Annotated in this window: 19 protein-coding genes; 6 read left to right on the top strand and 13 right to left on the bottom strand. The window is 40.3% G+C overall.

Features of this window, described 5'->3' with window-relative positions:
• Window positions 1–193 precede the first annotated feature (193 nt).
• Window positions 194–1,279, bottom strand: coding sequence for a chorismate synthase (gene aroC, locus VCASEI_RS04465; RefSeq protein WP_086958070.1), 1,086 nt, complete (start codon window positions 1,277–1,279; stop codon window positions 194–196).
• A gap of 224 nt (window positions 1,280–1,503) precedes the next feature.
• Window positions 1,504–2,436, bottom strand: coding sequence for a 50S ribosomal protein L3 N(5)-glutamine methyltransferase (prmB, locus tag VCASEI_RS04460; protein WP_086958068.1), 933 nt, complete (start codon window positions 2,434–2,436; stop codon window positions 1,504–1,506).
• Between the two features lie 117 nt (window positions 2,437–2,553).
• On the opposite strand from prmB, the gene smrB reads away from it, so the two are divergent.
• Window positions 2,554–3,081 (top strand): endonuclease SmrB, encoded by a 528-nt coding sequence (gene smrB, locus VCASEI_RS04455; protein WP_086958066.1) that lies wholly within the window; start codon window positions 2,554–2,556, stop codon window positions 3,079–3,081.
• A 201-nt stretch (window positions 3,082–3,282) separates the two neighbouring features.
• On the opposite strand, the gene sixA is transcribed toward smrB, so the two are convergent.
• Window positions 3,283–3,747 (bottom strand): phosphohistidine phosphatase SixA, encoded by a 465-nt coding sequence (gene sixA, locus VCASEI_RS04450; RefSeq protein ID WP_086958064.1) that lies wholly within the window; start codon window positions 3,745–3,747, stop codon window positions 3,283–3,285.
• 394 nt (window positions 3,748–4,141) lie between these two features.
• Between sixA and VCASEI_RS04445 the strand changes: the two genes are divergently transcribed.
• Complete coding sequence (locus VCASEI_RS04445) at window positions 4,142–6,937, top strand: insulinase family protein (RefSeq protein ID WP_086958062.1); 2,796 nt, start codon at window positions 4,142–4,144, stop codon at window positions 6,935–6,937.
• Between the two features lie 74 nt (window positions 6,938–7,011).
• Complete coding sequence (locus VCASEI_RS04440) at window positions 7,012–8,853, top strand: family 20 glycosylhydrolase (RefSeq protein WP_089110397.1); 1,842 nt, start codon at window positions 7,012–7,014, stop codon at window positions 8,851–8,853.
• 101 nt (window positions 8,854–8,954) lie between these two features.
• Here VCASEI_RS04440 and fadJ read toward each other — a convergent pair whose 3' ends face one another.
• Both fadJ and fadI read right to left on the bottom strand, forming a co-directional pair.
• Window positions 8,955–11,102 carry a fatty acid oxidation complex subunit alpha FadJ gene (fadJ, locus tag VCASEI_RS04435; protein ID WP_086958058.1) on the bottom strand — a complete coding sequence of 716 codons (2,148 nt, stop codon included), beginning with the start codon at window positions 11,100–11,102 and terminating at the stop codon, window positions 8,955–8,957.
• Window positions 11,103–11,104: 2 nt separating this feature from the next.
• On the bottom strand, window positions 11,105–12,442 hold the full coding sequence (gene fadI, locus VCASEI_RS04430) for an acetyl-CoA C-acyltransferase FadI (protein ID WP_089110398.1): 1,338 nt from the start codon (window positions 12,440–12,442) through the stop codon (window positions 11,105–11,107).
• A gap of 464 nt (window positions 12,443–12,906) precedes the next feature.
• On the opposite strand from fadI, the gene VCASEI_RS04425 reads away from it, so the two are divergent.
• The 3 genes from VCASEI_RS04425 (at window position 12,907) to VCASEI_RS04415 (ending at window position 15,818) form a co-directional block, all read left to right on the top strand.
• Window positions 12,907–13,413, top strand: a complete 507-nt coding sequence (locus VCASEI_RS04425; protein ID WP_238321401.1) for a sigma-70 family RNA polymerase sigma factor — start codon at window positions 12,907–12,909, stop codon at window positions 13,411–13,413.
• Window positions 13,406–14,125 (top strand): DUF3379 family protein, encoded by a 720-nt coding sequence (locus tag VCASEI_RS04420; RefSeq protein ID WP_089110400.1) that lies wholly within the window; start codon window positions 13,406–13,408, stop codon window positions 14,123–14,125. Before VCASEI_RS04425 ends, VCASEI_RS04420 begins: the two co-directional genes overlap by 8 nt.
• A gap of 379 nt (window positions 14,126–14,504) precedes the next feature.
• Window positions 14,505–15,818 carry an outer membrane protein transport protein gene (locus VCASEI_RS04415; RefSeq protein WP_089110401.1) on the top strand — a complete coding sequence of 438 codons (1,314 nt, stop codon included), beginning with the start codon at window positions 14,505–14,507 and terminating at the stop codon, window positions 15,816–15,818.
• A gap of 60 nt (window positions 15,819–15,878) precedes the next feature.
• Here VCASEI_RS04415 and VCASEI_RS04410 read toward each other — a convergent pair whose 3' ends face one another.
• The 8 genes from VCASEI_RS04410 to VCASEI_RS04375 form a co-directional block, all read right to left on the bottom strand.
• Window positions 15,879–16,649, bottom strand: a complete 771-nt coding sequence (locus VCASEI_RS04410) for an MlaA family lipoprotein (RefSeq protein ID WP_089110402.1) — start codon at window positions 16,647–16,649, stop codon at window positions 15,879–15,881.
• Between the two features lie 209 nt (window positions 16,650–16,858).
• A complete protein-coding gene (gene ccmI / locus VCASEI_RS04405) occupies window positions 16,859–18,094 on the bottom strand; it encodes a c-type cytochrome biogenesis protein CcmI (protein WP_089110403.1) in 1,236 nt (411 codons plus the stop codon).
• The gene (locus tag VCASEI_RS04400) at window positions 18,091–18,591 is read right to left on the bottom strand and encodes a cytochrome c-type biogenesis protein (protein WP_394347155.1); all 501 of its coding nucleotides are present in this window, start codon (window positions 18,589–18,591) and stop codon (window positions 18,091–18,093) included. The genes ccmI and VCASEI_RS04400 overlap by 4 nt, the downstream gene beginning before the upstream one ends.
• Window positions 18,591–19,175 (bottom strand): DsbE family thiol:disulfide interchange protein, encoded by a 585-nt coding sequence (locus VCASEI_RS04395; RefSeq protein WP_089110405.1) that lies wholly within the window; start codon window positions 19,173–19,175, stop codon window positions 18,591–18,593. The genes VCASEI_RS04400 and VCASEI_RS04395 overlap by 1 nt, the downstream gene beginning before the upstream one ends.
• Window positions 19,176–19,179: 4 nt before the next feature.
• Window positions 19,180–21,165: a heme lyase CcmF/NrfE family subunit gene (locus VCASEI_RS04390; RefSeq protein ID WP_089110406.1), complete on the bottom strand. Its 1,986-nt coding sequence runs from the start codon at window positions 21,163–21,165 to the stop codon at window positions 19,180–19,182.
• Window positions 21,165–21,668: a cytochrome c maturation protein CcmE gene (ccmE, locus tag VCASEI_RS04385; protein ID WP_086958038.1), complete on the bottom strand. Its 504-nt coding sequence runs from the start codon at window positions 21,666–21,668 to the stop codon at window positions 21,165–21,167. Before ccmE ends, VCASEI_RS04390 begins: the two co-directional genes overlap by 1 nt.
• Window positions 21,665–21,871: a heme exporter protein CcmD gene (ccmD, locus tag VCASEI_RS04380; RefSeq protein WP_086958036.1), complete on the bottom strand. Its 207-nt coding sequence runs from the start codon at window positions 21,869–21,871 to the stop codon at window positions 21,665–21,667. The genes ccmE and ccmD overlap by 4 nt, the downstream gene beginning before the upstream one ends.
• Complete coding sequence (locus tag VCASEI_RS04375; RefSeq protein ID WP_086958034.1) at window positions 21,871–22,641, bottom strand: heme ABC transporter permease; 771 nt, start codon at window positions 22,639–22,641, stop codon at window positions 21,871–21,873. Before VCASEI_RS04375 ends, ccmD begins: the two co-directional genes overlap by 1 nt.
• Between the last annotated feature and the right edge of the window lie 4 nt (window positions 22,642–22,645).

The raw sequence follows: 22,645 nt of genomic DNA, 5'->3' as shown, positions 1-22,645 counted from the left end.
TTTAAAATCAAAATAAACAATCAATTAATTAAAATTAAGCGCTAAAAAAGGGGAAGAGAGAAGAGGCAATTTATTAATAGGTACAGTTAAAACTTTCTCATATTTAATACATATCGACATTATAAAATTAAACCCAATAAAAAAAGCCCTTATTAACATTACTATTAATAAAAGCTTTCAGAAAAAGTCTTATTTAAATTTTTGGTGTTTCAGTCGACACATTATGATTTTGTCCACGATGACGCAATAGATGATCCATAAGAACAATCGCCAGCATCGCTTCCGCAATTGGAACGGCGCGAATTCCAACACAAGGATCATGACGCCCTTTGGTGATTAATGACGTTGATTCACCTTTGCGGTTAATAGTTTCACCCGGAACGGTAATGCTCGATGTTGGTTTAAGCGCGATACTTGCTACAATATCTTGACCCGAAGAAATACCACCTAAAATACCACCTGCATGGTTAGATTTAAAACCTTGTGGTGACATTTCATCACGATGCTGACTGCCTTTTTGATTAGCCACCGCAAAACCATCACCGATTTCGACACCCTTTACCGCATTAATGCCCATTAAAGCATGAGCGATATCCGCATCTAAACGGTCAAAAATAGGCTCACCTAAGCCGACAGGAACATTAGTGGCAACAACAGATAATTTCGCCCCGATAGAATCGCCTTGTTTTTTCAAATCACGGATCAACCCATCAAACGCATCGACTTTATCAACATCCGGACAGAAAAATGGGTTATTTTCAATTTCGTCCCAATCAACTTTATCAATCGTCACATCGCCCATTTGAGACAAATAACCACGAATTTCAATGCCAAACTCTTGTTTCAGATATTTCTTAGCGATTCCACCGGCGGCAACACGCATCGCAGTTTCACGAGCAGATGAACGACCACCACCACGGTAATCACGGACACCATATTTTTGGTGGTAAGTATAATCCGCATGGCCTGGACGAAACTTATCCATGATTTCCGAGTAATCTTTTGAACGCTGATCGGTATTTTGAATGGTTAAGCCAATCGATGTACCTGTCGTTTGACCTTCAAAAACGCCACCTAAGATTTCTACTTCATCAGGTTCACGACGGGCTGTAGTATAACGAGAAGTACCCGGACGACGACGATCAAGATCTTTTTGTAAATCAGCTTCATTCAGCTCTAAGCCCGGAGGACAACCATCAACAATACAACCTAATGCTTTACCATGGCTTTCACCAAACGTTGTTACTCGAAAGTGTTGACCAATACTATTCCCTGCCATGAATCCCTCTTTAATTTATTCTTTTCGCTTTGCAGCTGATTTAAATTGCATTCTTGAATAGTGTCGTCAAGCAACAAACTTGTAAACCCTATTTTTAAAATAACCAACGATGTCTTGAATAAAAAATACCAGCCCCCGATGTATACCCAAGTTATCTAAAGATGCAAAACTCACTTGGGCATATAGGTTGGCATGTCGTTTAATGACACTTACATTTAATGTGATTATTTTTTATAAATTGAAAATTCACTCGCGTGTTCGACTAACTGCTCGCGAGTTAATAAAAATACTCCGTGACCACCATTTTCGAACTCAAGCCATGTAAATGGAATGTGTGGGTATTGATTCATCACATGAACCATCGAATTACCCACTTCACAAATTAAAATACCATCATCGGTTAAATAATCTGGCGCGTCCGCTAAAATACGACGCATCAGCTTTAATCCATCAGAACCTGCCGCTAGACCAAGCTCAGGCTCATGCTTGAACTCTTCAGGTAAGCTATCCATATCTTCTTGATCAACATAAGGTGGGTTGGTCACGATGATGTTGTACTTATCTTCAGGAATATCATTAAATAAATCAGAACGTAACGGAAAGACTTGTTGCTCCAAGCCATGGTCATGAATATTGCGCTCCGCTACTTGTAATGCCTCTAGCGAAATATCAATCGCATCCACTTCAGCATCTTCAAAAGCGTAAGCACACGCTATCGCGATACAGCCACTACCAGTACATAGATCCATAATACGGGTTGGCTCTTGGATTAACCAAGGCTGGAATTGTTGTTGGATCATTTCACCAATGGGAGAACGAGGTACTAAAACACGTTCATCAACATAAAATTCAAGGCCACAGAACCACGCTTTATTGGTTAAATAAGCCGTTGGAGTACGCTCATTAATGCGTTTAATCACACGCTCAACAATTCGTAAACGTTCACTGGTAATCAAACGAGAATTTAACACATGCGGTGGCACGTCAATAGGAAGATAAAGCGTTGGCAAAACAAGCTGAACCGCCTCATCCCAAGAATTATCGGTACCATGTCCGTAGAACAAACCAGCCGCATTAAATCGACTAACTGTCCACCGGATCATATCTTGAAGCGTATGAAGTTCCGATACTGCTTCATCTATAAAAATTTTATCCAAGTTTGCCTCCGCATGGCTACACTGCCAAACCTATACTGACTAGAGTAAGCATATTGAAACTCGCATCTTAGCTAGGCTTAGGGTTACAATACCGCCCCTTATTATTAAGGATTTTTCATGAGCGAAAAAGACACCGATTTTGATGATGAATTTGCGCTATTTAAACAAGAAATGAAGGGCGTAAAAAAGTTGTCACAGGATACCATAATCCAACAACCGAAAAAGAATTTACAACAAAAAGAAATTCGTCGTACCTTTCGTGAAGCAAAGGATAATGAATTTTATTTTTCAGATGAGTTTGTCCCTTTACTCAATGAAGATGGGCCAACTCGCTATGCTCGTGATGATGTTTCTAAATATGAACTTAAACGTTTAAGACGTGGTGTGTATGTGCCCGATGTATTTTTAGACTTACACGGAATGACGCAACTAGAAGCCAAGCGAGAATTAGGAGCAATGATCGCCCATTGTGTAAAAGAAGGCGTCGCTTGTGCCAGTGTCATGCATGGGATTGGCCGGCACATTCTCAAGCAAAAAGTGCCGCTTTGGTTAGCTCAACACCCTGATGTGATGGCCTATCATCAAGCTCCATTAGAATTCGGTGGTAATGGCGCTTTATTGATATTACTTACCACTCCTGAGTAGTCCTCTCTATTTTTTCTTTTCCGCTCAATAAAAAGGAGAACCATGTGGTCTCCTATTTCATGCCTCTTATGAACAATCTCAGGTTTGGAGTAGAAAATATAGAGAACTCATTAACCAATTGAATTTATTGATAATAATTTACATTCTTCACACTATTTTATTATTAAGTGACTCTAGTTATCCAAATCTGAGGTTGATAAACTAAGGCTGAGCTTGCCAAATAATTTGGCCTTTTCTTGTGTCTACATCGAAATCAATGCATACCATTCCAGAGGTTGGAAACATCGGTGGAGGCATGTCTGTTACAAAATCTGCGGTTAAATAACCAACTAATGGCAAGTGTGAAACGAGCAATATATTTTGCAAAAATTGTGTTTCAGCAAGAGCGCAAACATATTCAACAACGGTTTCAGAATCGCCATAAGGTGTAATATCTGAACAATCCTCAACATTATTGGCTTTCAATATAGGCGAAATAGTTTTCCATGTTTGTTGTGCTCGCAAATATGGGCTGACCAACACCAAATCAAATTCTTCTTGCCCATTGTCTCTGCAGCGCTGTGCCACTTTCAAAGATTGATCGTGCCCCATCTGACTTAATGGCCGCTCTGCATCCGAAGCGGCAAATGTTTCCGCATCGCCATGACGCATGATATAAATGTGCATAACACCAACCCTAAATACCATCTAAATATAAACTTTATTGTTAGACTTTAGTATAACAAGTTAAAAGATTAGATTATCGATGTAACTAACATTCTTATCAAATAATTGCGATCTATACTCAGATTCAACTATTTTTAACCATTTCATCTTACGAGAAGTATAATTATTTCTTTATATCCACATTCCTTAAAGAAACCATTTGCAGCGTTTTAATCCCAAGTCATAATTAAAGCATACCCAGTGGCCTAAAAATCAAATGGCTTAACAAAACAAGTGACTTACCAAAATGCGCCTTCAACAGAATAAGCGTATTTTGCTCTACACTTAATTAACTTGCTGAGCTTTCTTATCTCAATTTCAGCAAGATCATTTCTTATCAATCATGGGGTGTACTGTGCACATTAGTCCAAATGATAAAAAGCAATATCGTTATATAACCCTACCCAATGGGCTACGTATATTATTAGTACACGATGAAAATGCGCAAAAATCAGCCGCAGCATTAGCCGTTAAAGTGGGACATTTTGATGATCCTTACCATCGTGAAGGTCTGGCTCACTACTTAGAACACATGTTGTTCTTAGGCACACAAAAATACCCTAGTATTGGAGAATTCCAATCATTCATTAGCCAGCATGGTGGCAAAAATAACGCTTGGACAGGCACCGAACATACGTGTTTTTTCTTTGATATTATTTCTACGTCTTTTGCGGAAGCTTTAGATCGCTTTAGCCAATTTTTTATTGCCCCTCTTTTCAATCAAGAAGCATTAGAAAAGGAGCGCCAAGCAGTAGAATCTGAATTTCGCTTGAAATTAAAAGATGACATGCGTCGTTTATATCAAGTACATAAAGAAATGGTTAACCCTGAGCACCCTTTTGCTAAATTTTCCGTAGGTAACGATCAAACATTAAGTGACCTTTTGGATAACGACGGCAATCCAACGACCTCTATCCGTGATGAAATCCTTGAATTCTATCAGCAGCATTATTCCGCTGATTTAATGACGGCGACGCTAATCAGCCCTCACTCATTAGATCAACTTGAAGAAGCAGCCATCAATTACTTTTCGGCCATTAAAAATCATCATAAAAAATATAAAAAAATCCATATCCCTTTGCTGAGAGAACAAGACTCTGCACTCTTTGTGACCGTCGAACCGGAAAAAGATTCTCGTAAATTGATGCTTACTTTTAATTTCCCAGGCATGGATAAGTTTTATAAAACCAAACCCCTCTCTTATTTTGCGCACCTACTCGGAGATGAAAGCGAAGGCAGCTTATTGCAACATTTAAAAACACAAGAATTGATCACTTCACTGACGGCAGGCGGTGGGATCAGTGGCAGTAACTTCCGAGAATTTTCAATCAGTTGTAGTTTAACCAAGCAAGGAATAGAAAAAGTTGATGACATTATTAGTTGTATTTTTGAATACATTGAGCTGATTCGCCAACAAGGATTGGCTCAGTGGCGATACGAAGAAAAACAAGCCGTTTTAGAATCAGCTTTTCGCTTTCAAGAAGCATCTCGTAGCATTGATGTCGCCAGCCATCTTGTTATCAACATGCAAAACTATGAACCTGAAGATGTGATTTACGGTGATTATAGGATGGATCATTACGACGAAGATCATCTACGCCAACTTTTGCATTATTTCACGCCTTATAATATGCGTATCATGTTAATCGCAAAGGGGCTGACTTATGACAAACAAGCGAAATGGTACAACACGCCATACCGTGTTTCTGCCATTTCGGATGAAAACCTGCATGCTTGGAGCCACCCTCCAATCACCGATACTCTTCATTTGCCTAAACCAAATCCTTATATTTGTTATGAACTCGATCCTTCGGACTTAGAAAGTGAAGCAACCTTACCCAAATTACTTGAAGATCAAGCTGGATTTCGTTTATGGCACTTACAAGAGACAGAATTTCGAGTCCCTAAAGGGTTAGCTTTTATTGCCATCGACAGCCCACATGCCGTTTCAACCCCTCGCACCATTGTAAAAACACGCCTATGTGTTGAAATGTTTTTAGATTCTTTAGCCAAAGAAACTTATCAAGCTGAAATCGCAGGAATGGGTTATAACCTTTATGCTCATCAAGGTGGCGTAACACTGATGCTTTCAGGATTTAGTCAAAAACAAGCGCAATTATTGGATGTGATCATTCATCGGTTTGCCTCACGTGAATTTAGCCAAACCCGTTTTGACTCAATTAAACGTCAAATGCTACGTAACTGGCGTAATACGGCAAAAGACCGTCCAGTTTCTCAACTATTCAATGCCATGACCGGAATATTGCAACCCAACAATCCACCTTACCCGGTGTTGATTGAAGCGCTTGAATCAATCGAAGTGGATGAACTGCCTTCTTTTGTTGATGCTATGCTAGCCGAATTGCACATTGAAATGTTTGTTTACGGTGACTGGAATCGTCAATCAGCGATTGACTTAGCAAACAGTTTAAAAAGTGCTCTGCGTGTTAAAAATCAGCAGTATGAAGAATCACTTAGGCCTCTTGTTATGCTTGGGAAAAGCGGTACATTCCAACGAGAAATTTATTGTGACCAAGCCGATTCTGCCTTAGTGGTTTACTACCAATCTCCAACGGTTTCCCCTGACAATGTTGCATTATACACATTAGCAAATCACTTAATGTCTGCGGCTTTTTTCCATGAAATTCGCACCAAACAACAACTAGGCTATATGGTCGGCACAGGTAACATGCCACTCAATCGCCATTCCGGACTCGCTTTATATGTTCAATCACCCAATGCCGCACCGAGCGAATTACTGACATCTGTCGATGAGTTTCTAAACGCTTTTTATTTAGTATTACTCGAGCTAACAGACGAACAATGGCAAAGCAGTAAGCAGGGTTTACTCAACCAGATAATGACGCCAGACAGTAACTTACGCTCTCGTGGTCAACGTTATTGGGTCGCGATTGGAAATAAGGATTTAGAATTTAACAACCGAGATATCGTCATTGAAAAGATCCTAAAACTTGATCGAACTGAAATGATACGTTTTGTGGTTAATACATTAAAACCAAGAACGGCCAACCGCTTAATCATGCACTCAAAAGGGCTAGAACATCAAGATGCCCCCGATCTTGATGCAGGATTAGAAATTGGTTCTATTGATGAATTTCAACTTAGACCTAAAAACGTTGATTTAGGATAAATCTTTTATATCACGGACTCTCTAGCCTCAATGACTAGAGAGTCAATCACTGCATATTCAAGGAATGACGTAAAATGGAATTCATTGCCAAGCATCTTTTCCCTCTCCCTAAACATTTATTACTTGATGACCCTGCTCAGTTTTGTCATATAAAAATAACGTTAGATAGTATTCCTACCGTTATTAAACAAACTTGTGAAAACCAAAAAATCGCTTACTTCAAAAACGATACCTTAAGTATTCAAGCATTTCGACTCACTATTCAACAGCATGTCATCACCATTGAATATCGCTGCGAATTAGGAAAGTTATACGCTCATTATGCATTGCGGCAGCTCAAACAAGGTTATCCATATAACCTACCCTGTTTAGTAATAACCGATGAACCCAGCTTTGAAAAACGTGGGGTTTTATTGGATATCAGTCGTGACAAAATTCCAACGCTTGAAAAGCTTTTTCAACTTATCGATAATTGGTCAGAGCTACGCTATAACCAACTTCAGCTTTATACTGAGCATACTTTTGCCTATCAATCTCATCAAACCGTCTGGCAAAATTATTCCCCCTATCACGCAAAAGACATTCAACAAATCAATGAGTATTGCCACCAAAAAGGACTTGAACTTATTCCCAACCAAGCCACGTTCGGTCATATGGAAAAATGGCTGTGCCACCCTGAATATCAACATTTAGCCGAACAAACCGACGGATTCTATGATCAACGAGGCGACTTCCGACCACAATCTTTTGGACTTAATCCAGTTAATCCAGATGTGCCCGTCTTTATTAGAAGTTTGTTTAATGAATTACTACCAAACTTTACCAGTAAAACCTTAAACATCAATTTCGATGAAACCATGGATTTAGGTGTCAGTGGCAGTAAAAAAGCCTGCAACCAAAAAGGCAAAGGGGCGGTTTATTTAGAATATTTACACAACGTTGTTTCCATGGTTCAACAAGCTTACGCCGAACAATCTACCACAAAGCAAAAATTCACCATTGAACAGCAAGGCATGACCTGTCAAATATTCAGTGACATGTTATTTCAATACCCTGAAATATTGCCTCACTTACCTAAAAATTTGGAGTTACTTAATTGGGGCTATGAAGAGGATCATCCATACGATGAGGAGCATCAACAAATAGCTAAATATGGCTACCCTTTTCAAGTGGTCGTATCTACCAACTGCTTTGCCTCGGTAATAGGACGACGCCAAGCCTCGGAAGTCCACATGCGTCGCGCCGCTATTTCAGCTAAAAAATTTGGCGCAACAGGATATATGGTGTCAGAGTGGGGAGACATGGGACACGCTCAATCATTTTATGCGCCATTACCTGGTTATATCTTTGGTGCAGCGATGGCTTGGGGTGAAGAACAGCACCCAACCGTTCACACTCACGAAGTTTTATCGCGGCAGTTTCCAAATGAATCAGAGTCATTAATCGCTCTCTTACTGCAGTTGCAAAACCGATACTTACATTCTGGCGTTAACACACCAAACTGCGCCTTTTATGGGCCATTTGTGTTTGATCAAATTTCTCAACGCCATATAAAACGAGCCACTTTCAAAGACGGTGACTCATTAACATTATCGATATCTCAGCTTGAAATGGATGCTAAACAGTTACAACAAGTGCCATCTAGCCCTTTACAACAGCACTTAATCTGGTCAGTACAGGTAATGCTTTTAGCCAGTTATATAGCTTTATATTATCAGCAACAAGAAACCCGTGATTTAACGATGTTAACCTGCGAAAGCAAAGCGCATTTATCTCGTTTACTGGCACCGGTTAAGAGCAATTATTTGCGTTTATGGCAAGAAGACTACCGCATTGGTGGTTATCAGCAGAGCTACTCCCGGTTACTTATTTTGGAAAAAGCCATTTTACAAAAAGAGACCATACACCCTTTTTAAGCTTACGTTGATATGAAAATTTAAAAATAAAAACCCTGTTATTTATCGATTGATTCGACAATAACAGGGCTTTGATGGTTTAAAATAAAATTCTATCGATACTATGGATAGAATTTATCACCCGTTCCGGCGCGTGTGAGCAATCCATCACAAGGAGCAAATCGTGAACCATATTTTTCTGTGTATTCATTCATGATCTCAACCAGTTTATCCGCGCCAATTTGATCGACATAACGGAATGGCCCCCCTAAAAACGGAGGGAAACCAATACCAAAAATCGCACCAATATCACCATCTCGTGGGCTGGCAATAATACCGTCGTCCAATGCACGAACCGCTTCATTGATCATCAATAAAACACAACGCATCGAAATAACTTCTTCACTTAAAATCGACTCTGGCGACACATTAAGCAAGCGATAGACCGACTTATCGACTTCTTTCTTCTTACCTTTATAACTATAAAAACCTTTTCCGCTCTTACGCCCTTTGCGATTGTCTTTCAGCAAGGTTTCAAAAACATCTGGTGCTTTAAAGCGTTCACCTAATTCTTCCACCAGAATCGGCGTGATTTTAGCCCCAATATCGACACCCACTTCATCTAATAAAGCAATAGGACCAACTGGAAAACCAAAATTAAGCAATGACTCATCAATATGCTCAATGGGTTCACCTGAGAGTAATACTTTAGCCGCTTCATTCATGTAAGGAGCAAGAATACGGTTAACATAAAAACCAGCTTTATCTTTGACTACAATCGGTGTTTTACCTTGTTTACGAGCAAATTTAACGGTAGTAGCAATCACTTCATCCGAGGTTCCTTCATGTGGAATCACTTCCACTAATGGCATTTTATCAACGGGGCTAAAGTAATGCAGGCCAATTACATTTTCAGGTTTTAAAGCGCCTTTAGCTATATTGGAAATCGGTAATGACGAGGTATTCGTAGCAAAAATCACGTCCTCTTTAGCGTGAGTTTGAACATCTCTCACCATCGATTGCTTTAAGTTTAAATCTTCAAATACCGCTTCAATTACCATGTCTTTTTTCGAGAAACCCGTAAAATCAGTTCCACCAGAAATTGACTGCATTTGTTTCTGTAATTGCGCTTGAGTAATAGCGCGACGCTGAGCCAGTTTACTCAGCAATTTATAGCTGTAATTCATAGCATGCAAAATGCCGTCATTGGAAACATCTTTTACCCGCACAGGTACATGCGCTTTAGTGGCAGAAACATACGCAATACCAGCGCCCATCAAACCACCACCAAGAACCCCAATACTTTGAATATTTTTCGGCTTAGCATTACTGCCAAAATCTTTTTTCATTTCGGTCGTTGCAAAGAAAATAGAACGTAGCGCCCGAGATTCTGGTGTCATCACTAACTTACCAAACTCTTGAGCCTCTTTTTCTAAGCCTTGTACCATTCCTTTTTCTAAACCATGTTGAATGACATTCAAAATCGCTTTAATCGCAGGATAATTACCACGACTCTTTTGATTGGCTTTTTTGCTCGCTTGATCAAAAATGACTTTACGGCCAAACCCCGTGTTTGCCATCAATTTCTCTTTTACGTCAGGTTTTATTTTTCGTTTGGATTTTTCAATAAACTCTTGTGCGGCCTGTAATAAAATAGTTTTAGGTACGCAAGCATCCGCCAATCCAAGTTTCAATGCCTTTTTCGCACGTACTTGTTTACCTGTTAAAATCAGATCCAAACTATCAAGCAAGCCAATTAAGCGAGGTAAACGTTGAGTACCTCCTGAGCCTGGCAACAAACCTAATTGCACTTCAGGTAGACCAAGACGAGTTCCATTATCGTCACTACAAACACGATAATCACACGCAAGCGCCAATTCTAAGCCACCACCAAGACAAGGGCCATGAATGGCGGCCACTACGGTAAAAGGTAAATTAGCAAGCTGATTAAACATTTCTTGGCCTTGCTTACCGAGCGATTCAGCTTCTTGAGCAGATTGGCAAGCATCCAGCATGCGAACATCCGCACCTGCGATAAAGTTATCTGGTTTCAATGAATGAACAATCATTCCTTTGATATTCGATTTTTGTTTTTCAAGCTGCTGAAATATACCTTGCATTTGATCTGCAAACGCCGCTTGTAAGGTATTCATTTTTTCATTCGGCACATCCACGGCCAACCAAGCCATTTGATTGTCATCAATGGTAAGCGTAAAAGCATTATTCGTTGTGTGTCCTTCGGCAACCGAAGTTTGAATATCAACCGTCATAATTATTTCGCTCCTTGTGTATGTGCATCGCTTTTATCCACTTCCAAAATCACCGCGGCGCCTAAACCACCCGCCGCACAAGCAGTGGTTAACGCAACCCCACCACCACGACGTTTTAACTCACGTAACGTTTGAGTCATTAAACGTGCTCCGGTGGCCGCAAATGGGTGACCGTAAGCCAAAGATCCCCCCAAGACATTGAATTTATCCATATCAATGACACCAATCGCTTTATCTCGACCCAATTTTTCTTTAGCAAAGACTTCAGAAGCAAACATTTTCACATTAGCTAAGGTTTGAGCCGCAAATGCTTCATGCATTTCTATTAAATCGAGATCCTTAAGCTCTAATCCTGCTCTATCTAAGGCAATCGGAGTGGCATAAGAAGGCCCCATGAGCATATCTTCTTCAACTTGAATAGCAGAAAATGCGTATGAACGGATATAACCTAATACTTCAAGACCTAATTCTTTGGCTTTGCTTTCACTCATCATCAATACTGCAGCAGCACCATCCGTTAATGGTGTACTGGTTGCCGCCGTCACGCTACCAAATTTACGATCGAAGGCTGGACGCAACTTCGCATACTGTTCAATTTGTGAACCTTCACGAATGTTATTATCTTTATTAATCCATTCTTTATAAGGTTCAGGAAAAGCCGTCATTACTTCATCTGCAATCAACCCATCTTCCCAAGCTTGCGCCGCTAACGCATGAGAACGATGCGCTAAAGCATCTTGCTCTTCACGAGGAATTTCATGCGTTTTAGCCATTTGCTCTGCCGTTTGTCCCATAGATAGACCCGTAGAGTATTCTGCAACCGCAGGTGGAACTGGCATCAAGTCTTTAAACGATAATTTGCGTAATACGGATAATTTTTGCGGCAAAGTTTTGGCTTTACTTAACTCGAGTAAGCCTTGTGCCAATGGTTTAGAGACACCAATAGGAAGAACCGAAGAAGAATCAGCCCCACCCGCAATACCAATTTCAATCGTGCCAGCCATGATACTTTCGGCCACATTCACTGCCGATTGAAAGCTGGTGGCACACGCTCTAGTCACACTGTACGCGTCGGTAGACACATTCATTCCTGTACCGAGTACAATTTCACGAGCAATATTAGGTGCAGCTGGCATTTGTACTACCTGCCCAAAGACCACTTGGTCGATCAATGCCGGATCAATTTGAGTACGTGCTAATAATTCACTTACCACCATTTTACCTAAATCCACCGCTGGTACTTCTTTGAAGGCTGTACCTTGACGAGCAAACGGTGTTCTTAAGCCGGACACAATGGCAATACGATCGCCATTGCGGGTTTTCACTTCCTGCTGACTCATATTCTTTCCTTATTTATTAGAAACGGTATTCTGAACCAAAGAGGTCTGACCTGTTATTCTATACAAAGCTTTTTTAACTTCAAACTGAACAGTGGTGATTATCAGAATGATGTTAAAAATTGTGACACCTATTACCAAGTAACAAGTAAAGCCTAAATCGGTACAAAGTACATTCATCTCATAAAAATAACGGTAACCCAACAAAAATAACAATTAATACTTCATTTATTATTGTAAAAAAACCACTCTAAATAGAGGCATACTCTTACATCCTTGCCATTTAAAATTTAGTTATAGAATTAATATATTACAATCAAATACTTAATTTAATTCTAGTTCATTTTAACACTTAAAATGTGAAGCTTGAGTAAAGAAAAAAGCAGATATTTTAAAAATGAGGGGAAAAAGTGGCTATTTCTCAGTTGTTCCGAAAGAAAAAACCGCCTAACTCGGTCAATAAAGATATGAATAAACAAAGACGCTATGAGTCCCTTGTTCGGGCATATCACCGAGACCTATATCGGTATGCATACTGGCTATGCAAAGATAAACATATTGCTGAAGATTTAGTGCAAGAAACTTGCCTGCGCGCTTGGAAATCCCTTGATGCTCTACAAGATGAAAAAGCCGCTAAATCTTGGTTAATTACCATTTTGCGACGAGAAAATGCTCGCCGATTTGAACGTAAACAATTTGACCTGGTGGATATTGATGAACCAGGCAACAGCGGTAAAACCGATGATGATGCGCACCACCAACAAAAATGGCTACAAAATCAAATTATGAAACTAGAAATTGAATATCGGGAACCATTATTTTTGCAGGTAATCGGCGGATTTAACGGGGAAGAAATCAGTCAAATATTAGAACTTAATAAAAATACAGTAATGACTCGATTATTCCGTGCTCGTAACCAATTAAAAGAACTCATTGATTCCTCTCCCGAAACTCAAGGAGTGACACATGGATGATTTAGAATTTCGACGCCGATTACTTTCCGATCCCAATGACCATAGTACTCAGGTTATAGAAAAAATACGCTCAAATAGCCATGATAGAAAATACGCTGAGAGCTTAACCGACCTAGACAACAAAATTGAGCAGGCCATGAAAGTGGACGTCCCTGATGATTTAGCCGATAAAATAATTTTCAGCACATCGAAAAGCAAACCACAAATAAACATGACCAAGCAAGCTTTTGCACTGGCTGCTTCTGTTATTTTTACGGTAGGGTTAATGGTTGGACAAGTAAATTGGGGCGCATTAATTGTCACTCCAGCACATGCTCGCTTAGATAGTATGGCTATACATCATATACATGAAGAGGCGCCTTTCATTAAAGATGTTAACGAAGCAAATAATGCTCAAGAAATGCAAGCTAAATTAGGCACCTATTCTTATACCTTAACCTCTGCATTCCCTTATCATATTTATTATCTAAATCATTGTGGTTTCAGCCCCGACCACCATGCACTGCACATGGTATTTCAAGGGGAAAAAGGCCGAGTCACCGCTTTTATTTCTAATATTTCAGCGCCCAATGCCAGTGACTTTGCTAAAGATGGAATGAAAGGTGCTATTATTCCTCTTCCTCAAGGAAGCTTAGTGGTGGTTGGTAATGAAAATGAAGATATTTCATCAATTGCTACAAAATTAGCGCCAATGTTCGTACTCAAAAGCTGATTAAGACCATCATAAAACGACAAATATTCAAGCTCCTTTTCAGGAGCTTTTATTTAAAAATAGTCATACTGCCTGCTTCAACTCCTCAAAAATACATTAATATTAAAATCAACAGGTTAACAATAAATCACATTTACCAAGCTAATACCTTTCAGAAAACCATAACCAGACCCGCCAAATAACGCAGAATAATTAACAAACAAAGTATGGTAAATTAACAGTAATTCACTACCAAATACCTACTTTTAGCCGAAATTAATCAATGGTCGGATATGTTCCCACCATAATTCACACCATAATGCGCCTCCTTTTTAGCAGCATACGTTTTTCGCACATGGACTAGTGGAAGAATAAGATTCAACTCAGCTAGGTATTTTCCATGAAAAAGTTACATGTATTCACTGCATCTACTCTTGCAAGCGCCTTACTAATTGCATCACCATCTGTTTTTGCTGCAGGTTTCCAAATTGCGGCTCAGTCTGCCACGGGTGTGGGTCGTGCATACGCAGGTGACGGCATCATTGGAGATAATGCCTCTGTTATGGCAATTAACCCTGCGGCTATGGCACTATTTGATAAAACCTCGTTCACCATGGGTGCCACCGCCATTAAACCAAAAATTTCCGTTGAAGATGGTAGTTATCAAAGCTCAATCAACAACAATTCAGGCCCAGCAAACTACGACGATGCGGGTAATCTTGCCGTCGCCCCTAACATGTTTTTAGTCGTGCCAATCGATGATAAATGGGCGGTAGGTGCAGGTTTGTATTCTAACTTTGGTACAGAGTCGGAATTTGATGATTCTTTCCCTGGTGAGTATGGTGGCACTTCTAGCATCATTAGCGCCGATTTGGCCTTAGCGATTTCTTATCGCTTAAATCAGCAATGGAGCTTTGGTGCGGGATTGGATGTAGTTTATGGACATGGTAAATTTAAGCGTAGTATGGCTGTTAATGGCAGTACTGATATTACTATTGATGTACCGGGCCCTTTAGATCCCACTTTACCGATAGACATCAATAGATCTATACATGCCATCGATGTTGACGCAACAGGGGCAGGTCTTGGTTGGAATATAGGCACCACATACGAACTAAATGGAAATAACCGCTGGGGTTTTTCATATCACGCCAGCCCTGAGATCCATGCAACAGGGAAAATTGATGGCCCTGGCGGTATTACTTTAGCCGATGAAGTCGTCGTCCCATTACCGGATTTCGCTCAAATTTCTGGCTATAACCGTTTTAAAGGCACCAAATTTGCTCTCAGTTACACCGTTCAATGGACGGATTGGAGCAAGTTTGACGAGCTAGCGACTGCAGGCCCAAATATATCACTACAAAAATTTGAGTGGAAGGATACGTGGAGCTACTCGATTGGTGGGACTTATTACTTAAGTAATCAATGGACATTGCGCGCTGGCTATATGTTTGATCAAGGTGCACAAGATGAAATTACCACCATTGCCGTACCGGATTCAAACCGTAATTGGCTCTCGGCAGGTTTCTCATACGCACCAACAAGTGATTCAAGTATCGACTTTGGCTTTACTTACTTACTCGGGGTAGATGTAGATACTAAAGAGCATCACGGAGACCAACTTGATGACGGTAATTACAGTATATCCAGCATTACGGCAACAACGCATACTGATGCGATTATAGCGGGTATTCAATACAGTAAAACGTTCTAATATTGCTCAAATAACAAAGTGAGCCTTACTAGATAAACTCCGGTAAGGCCCATTCTGCTATTAATAATCATGCCCTAAGTACTCTTCTAACAACTGCTCATCTAACGCTTCTTCCGGTTCTTCTTTAATATCCGCTTTAAAATCTTGGTGCTGTAAATAAATACTTTTGCTTAATGAATATGGATCGGGTGAATCTTTCAACAGCCCTTCTTGTGAGATCAGCTCATATCGAGATTCAAGCCCTTGGAAAGCCCATTTAGTCGCTTTCTGCCAAAAGTTCAGCCAATTCAGTGGAATATACATTGAGTCGACAGTATCCGTTAAATCTCTTGGGGTAACAGGCCCGTAACCTGGCAACATAACATAAGGCCCATTACCTACACCATAATGACCGAGAACATCACCAAACTCTCGGCTATTTCGGGGAATATCAGCCATGGTTGCCACATCAATTAACCCTAGTAAGCCTATCGTTGTGTTGATCCAAAAACGGCTAAAACTTTTTACAGCTAACTGACCATTGCCCATTAATAAATTATTCAACGCACTGGCAGGTTCATCTAAATTATCTAAAAAATTATTGAAACCGATACGAATCGGCGAAGGTGTCCACTCCATATACACAATAGATGCAGGCCTAACCAAATAAGGATCAAGATAATCGTAATTTATCATCCACATTGTTCGGTTAAATCCTTCAAGTGGATCGCCAGAATCATCAACGTAAGTCGAAGAAATTTCTGTGGGTGTTTTATCTCGGTTTGCATTAGAAGCAGAAACGGCTGACTTGTCCGCCTCGATTTCATCTGGTGCAGAGCTACAGCCTGACATCAGAAGTGATATCAGTATTAAAAAGGTTGGGAATACCGTGTATTTTACGTCACTCAAACCAGCACATCCTGTGAAGCAAAATGGGTTATATTATTAAAAATACATTTAATAAAAAAAGGCAAGTAAATGAATTACTTTGCCTTTTTTGTTTATCAGTGGCAAAGAATATACAAACTTAACGTAAGTGTATTGTATATCCTGCCTGAATATCAATATTTCTTGTTAATTGATATCGCCACATCATCACCCAAGCGAATAGGTAAGCTTTCGCCATGCCAATCATTATCACGGGTTGATACATTTCCATCAGTATCAATACGAGCACGCACCATAATATCGGACAAGCTCGATAATTTACGACTTTCAATCATACTGTTACTATCATCAAGCACCACAGTGACTGGAAACTCAGTTAAGGGATAACGGCCTGCAGCGATTGGCATAGGCGAGCCATCTGCGCTATGAATAGACACAATAAGCACTCCTGATTTTGGTACTTCAACCTCAGAAGATAAAGATATCGTTATTTTAACCGGAGTACCTTGTGGCTGTTTCGATTGCGGGTTAGATTGCAAATCCAATTCACGTTGAGCGGTATTAATACTGCGCTCTAACATGGCATAACGTGAGTCACCTTGACCAATTTGTGCTTGCAACTTCTTCCAAAATTCAATGGCTTTCCCGTAGTTACCATCATTATAAGCATTAAAGGCTAATAACGAATAAACTCGTAAATCCACTTTAGGCTGGTGCATTAAATAGTTAAGAATATCTTTTGCTCTGTCTAAATCGACTTGGTCAGATGAAAATAGTAAGGCTTGAGACAAGCTCAGCATAATTTCAGGGTTATCTGGCGTGATTTTATCTGCCCGAGTTAACGCACCAATCGCCGTTTCAATATCTCGATTAGCTAAACCAATCCTCCCTAATAGTACCCACCCCGTCGCATCATTAGGTGTTGATTGTAATCGAGTCCGTAAACCAAGCGTTAAATCATTCATCTCTTGGTCAGTCAATTGAACGCCATTTGGATTCATTAATTTTTTCGACAACTCAGGCAAATTACTTTCAACATTAGCCCAATGAGAAACTTTATTTTGAGCTCCATACATGGCATACATACCGTAAGAAAGGATAACCATAAACAGAATCACCGGGATGGTCATCCATTTTACTTTCTCTGCACTCACTTTAGCATCACTTTTCGAGTCTGGGATATCATCAAGCAATAATTGCTTCAGATCTGTCACTAAATCGCTTTTATTGCCAACGATCCCAGCTTGGTCTTCAGACTCCAGCTCAGCCAAACGATCTTTATAAAATGCTTTATTTAAATCATCACGTTGTGTCGCTTCATCAACCTCTTTAGGATTTAACAAAGGATAAACGATCAATATGCAAGACACGACAAGAAGTAATGCTGTGCCAATCCAAAATGCCATCATGAGTCAGTATCCTTTTTTTCATTAGAACCTGAAGAAGCCTCTTCCAGTAATTCTTTTAAGCGCTGTTCTTGGTTTTCATCTAACATTTTACTGCTAACCGTTTTATTCACAGATCTACGCCTGCTGCGAGTCACAATAAAACCAAACCCAAATAACACAATTGAAATAGGTGCCACCCATAAGACCGCGGTAGACACAGTAAGGGGAGGGTTGTACGTCACAAAGTTGCCATAACGTGCCACCATATAGTCCACTATCTCTTGTTTAGATTTCCCTGCTTTCGTCATTTGATAGACTTTCAAGCGTAAATCCTTAGCCAATTCAGCATTCGAATCTGAAATCGAATTATTCTGGCATTTCGGACAACGCAATGTATGACTTAGCTCTTGAAATTGCGCTTCTTGTTGTGGAGAGTCAAAATCAAACACTTCGATTGCAGCCATAACAGGTACAGCAATAACCATCAAAAAACCCAACAAAATTGCAGAAGGTTTCATCATTGAGCCCCTCCCACCGAAATAGGTTTCAACGGTGAATTCTGTCCGGCTAATTGGTTATATAACGGAAGCAATGTTTTATTCCAATTGTCAGAATTTACATCACCAACATGGCGATATCGGATTTTACCATTGGCATCAATTAAGAATGTTTCAGGTGCACCATAAACGCCCAAATCTAAACCAAACATGCCACTGCCATCAAAAAGTACCACTTGGTAAGGATCACCTAATTCACGAAGCCACTTCTTTGCTTTTTCACGGTCATCTTTATAATTCAAACCAATAATATTGACACCTTGGCTTGATAATTTATTTAAAAATTGGTGCTCAGCATAACAAGTTGGGCACCATGTCGCCCATACATTCAATAACAGTGGCTTACCTTCAAATAAACGTTGATCGTAAGTTTTATTTTCTTGAAACAAATCTTGAAGCTGAAAATCAGGTACCGATTTACCAACCAATACTGACTCTAACTTAGTGGGATCATCACCTTCTGCATTTTTCGTTAATTGAGTGGCAAAAACGGCCACTAAAATAATGAATAAAATTAAAGGCGCAAACAAAATATTACGGTTCATGGTATTACGCCTCCTTATTATTCAGCGTTGACTGATCGGATGATGAATCTAATTTTTTACGGAAACGATAGCGCTTATCACTGATAGCCAAAATACCGCCAATAGACATTAAAATCGCACCAAACCAAATCCATCGGATAAAAGGTTTGTAATAAATACGTACAGCCCAAGCATTCGTCCCTTCAAGTTGTTCTCCCATCGCAACATACAAATCACGAGTAAAACCACGATCAATGGCAGCTTCCGTCATCATTGAACGAGCGGTATGATAAAAACGTTTTTCAGCGTGAAGCTCATTCACAAACTTGCCGTCTTCAGTAATATTGAAATCAGCAATGAAGCCATCATAATTAGGGCCATCATGTTCACGAACACCTACAAAATCAAATTGATACCCTTCAATGACAAACGTTTCACCCGGCTCTAAACGCACATCTCGTTCAATACTGTAATTTTGAACCATCGCAATACCAATAATTGTAACGGCTAAACCAAGATGACCGAGCATCATCGCCCAATGGCTACGTTGTAATTTAGTTATCCCTTTAAAAAAGGTATGACGATGAGTCGCACGCTGATGCAATTCAAATCCATGCATCGCAAAGATCCAAATAGCCATAAACCAACCTAACGTGGCCAGTGGCATAAACTCTTTTGATGAAAGCAGCGTGATAATCACCGCCCCCACAATCGAAATCAGTAGTGATACGATCATTGGAACTTTGACGTCGGCTAAATTATCACGCTTCCAACGAATCATAGGACCAACACCCAAAATCAGGGTAAATGGCACAATTAACCACGTAAATAACGTATTAAAGAACGGCGCACCAATCGACACAGATCCCATGCCAATTTGCTTATGAACCAGAGGTAAAAGCGTACCAATCAGAACCACAACTAAAGCTGCGACTAATAAAATATTATTCGACAACAATGCGTTTTCACGTGAAAGCAACGCATAATTACCACGGACACGCACTTTTGAGCTTTTTAAAGCAAACAGTAGTAATGAACCACCAATAACAATGGCTAAGAAAAATAAGATAAACATGCCTCGAGCCGGATCAGACGCAAACGAGTGAACCGATACCAAGATCCCTGAACGAACTAGGAATGTGCCGAGCAAACTTAATGAGAAAGCACTAATCGCCAGTAATACCGTCCACGCTTTGAAAGTACCTCGTTTTTCCGTCACTGCAAGGGAATGCATTAATGCCGTTCCGGCAAGCCATGGCATAAAAGAAGCGTTTTCAACAGGATCCCAGAACCACCAGCCACCCCAACCAAGTTCGTAATAGGCCCACCATGAGCCAAGTGCGATACCTACGGTTAAAAATACCCATGCAGCCGTTGTCCAAGGACGAGACCAACGAGCCCAAGCCGTATCAAGACGCCCAGTCATCAATGAAGCGATTGCAAAAGAAAACGCTACCGAGAAACCAACGTACCCCATATAAAGCATTGGGGGATGAATAATTAAACCAGGATCTTGAAGCAGAGGATTTAAATCACGCCCATCAATAGGAAAATAAGGCAATGTGCGCAAAAATGGATTCGACGTCAGAATAATAAATAATAAGAATCCAACCGAAATCATCCCCATCACCGCCAGAACCCTAGAAACCGATTCTTGTGGCATGCCACGGCTAAAGGTAGCAACCGCAATCGTCCAAATCGCTTGGATAAGAACCCAAAGCAGCAATGATCCTTCATGCGCGCCCCAAACCGCCGTTAAGCGATAGTACCAAGGAAGCTGGCTGTTCGAATTACTGGCCACATACTGCAAAGTGAAGTCGTTCGAATAAAATGCCCAAAGCAAAGTAATAAACGAAAAAGCCAGCATGAGGAACATTCCCCAAGACAATGGCCTTGCCATGCCCATTAATGTGCGATTATTGGTACTCGCACCATACATAGGCAAAACACTTAAAAGAACAGAAAAGCCCAGTGCCAAAATTAAGGCAAAATGTCCAAGTTCAGCACTCATTACTCATATCCTTGCTTGGTCTCAGTGTTGGTTTTAGAGGAAGACTTATTATAAGAATCTGGGTTGTGATTCTTTTGCATAGCTTCTGCGATTTCTGGCGGCATGTATTTTTCATCATGCTTAGCCAGCACTTCAAACGCATCAACCGTGGTGGCATCCACAAGCGTTCCTTGTGCCACAATGCCCTGTCCTTCGCGAAATAAATCCGGCAAAATACCGTTATAAGTCACCGTGACAGTCGGGCCAACATCTTTTAAATCAAAACTCACTTGCAATGATTTAGGATCACGTTTCACCGAGCCTTCAACCACCATTCCGCCAATTCGTAAACGTTCACCAACATGTGGCTTAGTACCATCCGGTTTACCATTAACTAACTCTGTCGGAGTATAAAATAAATTCATATTTTGGCTTAATGCATACATGGTTAAACCAACCGTACCAGCAACACCAATTAAAATGGCCAGAATAATCGCAAGTCGTTTTTTACGTCTAGGAGTCATAGTGTGTTTTCCATTTTTTTCGCCGCTTGGCGACGAGCTTCACGATCAATTTTTTGTTGAATATCGTTTAATAATGCCTTGCCTTGAGAAACGCTCTTCCAATAAAGCGCTAACATACAGAAAAGAGTAATGCCAAATGCGCTCCAAACGTAAGCGGCGTAACCACCCATCGCAATAAAATCACTGAAAGTATCAAAATACATTATTTCACTCCCTGTTTATGGCTAGGCTGAGCAACATTTTTTTTCACCAATTCGATAACCCAAGGGCGATGACTTTCGCGGCTTAAAATTTCAGTACGTAAACGAATCATAGTGACGGCGCCAAAGAAAAAAGCAAAACCAACAATATTCAACAATAATGGCCATAGCATTTCTGGAGCAATCGATGGCTTGCCAATTTTGGTAATGGTTGCACCTTGATGTAAGGTATTCCACCACTCAACTGAATAATGAATAATCGGGATATTAACCACCCCAACAATCGCCAGAATTCCAGCGGCTTTTGCGGCGGTTTTTTGATCATCAAAAGCATGATAAAGGGCAATCACACCTAGGTATAAAAATAGAAGAATTAATTCAGATGTTAAGCGAGCATCCCATACCCACCACGCCCCCCACATTGGCTTTCCCCAAACAGCGCCAGTGATTAACGCAATAAAAGTGAAAATAGCACCAATCGGCGCCATTGCCGCCGCCGCCATGTTGGACAGCTTTAATTGCCAAACTAACCCAATTAATGCCGCTATTGCCATTGAGGTATAAATCCCCATCGACCAAATTGCAGCAGGTACATGAATATAAATGATACGAAAACTATCACCTTGTTGATAATCAGCAGGAGCAAACGCTAGCCCCCAAATGGTACCAACAACCAATAGACTCACAGCCAAAACTGAAAACCAAGGTAATAATGAACCACAAAGCTGATAGGTTTTCTCAGCTTTTGCGTATGGATGTAACCATTTCCACATGTTG

The organism is Vibrio casei, assembly GCF_002218025.2.
Classification (GTDB): domain Bacteria; phylum Pseudomonadota; class Gammaproteobacteria; order Enterobacterales; family Vibrionaceae; genus Vibrio; species Vibrio casei.
The sequence above is the reverse complement of the archived record's forward strand: the minus strand, read 5'-3'. Positions and strand labels throughout refer to the sequence as shown.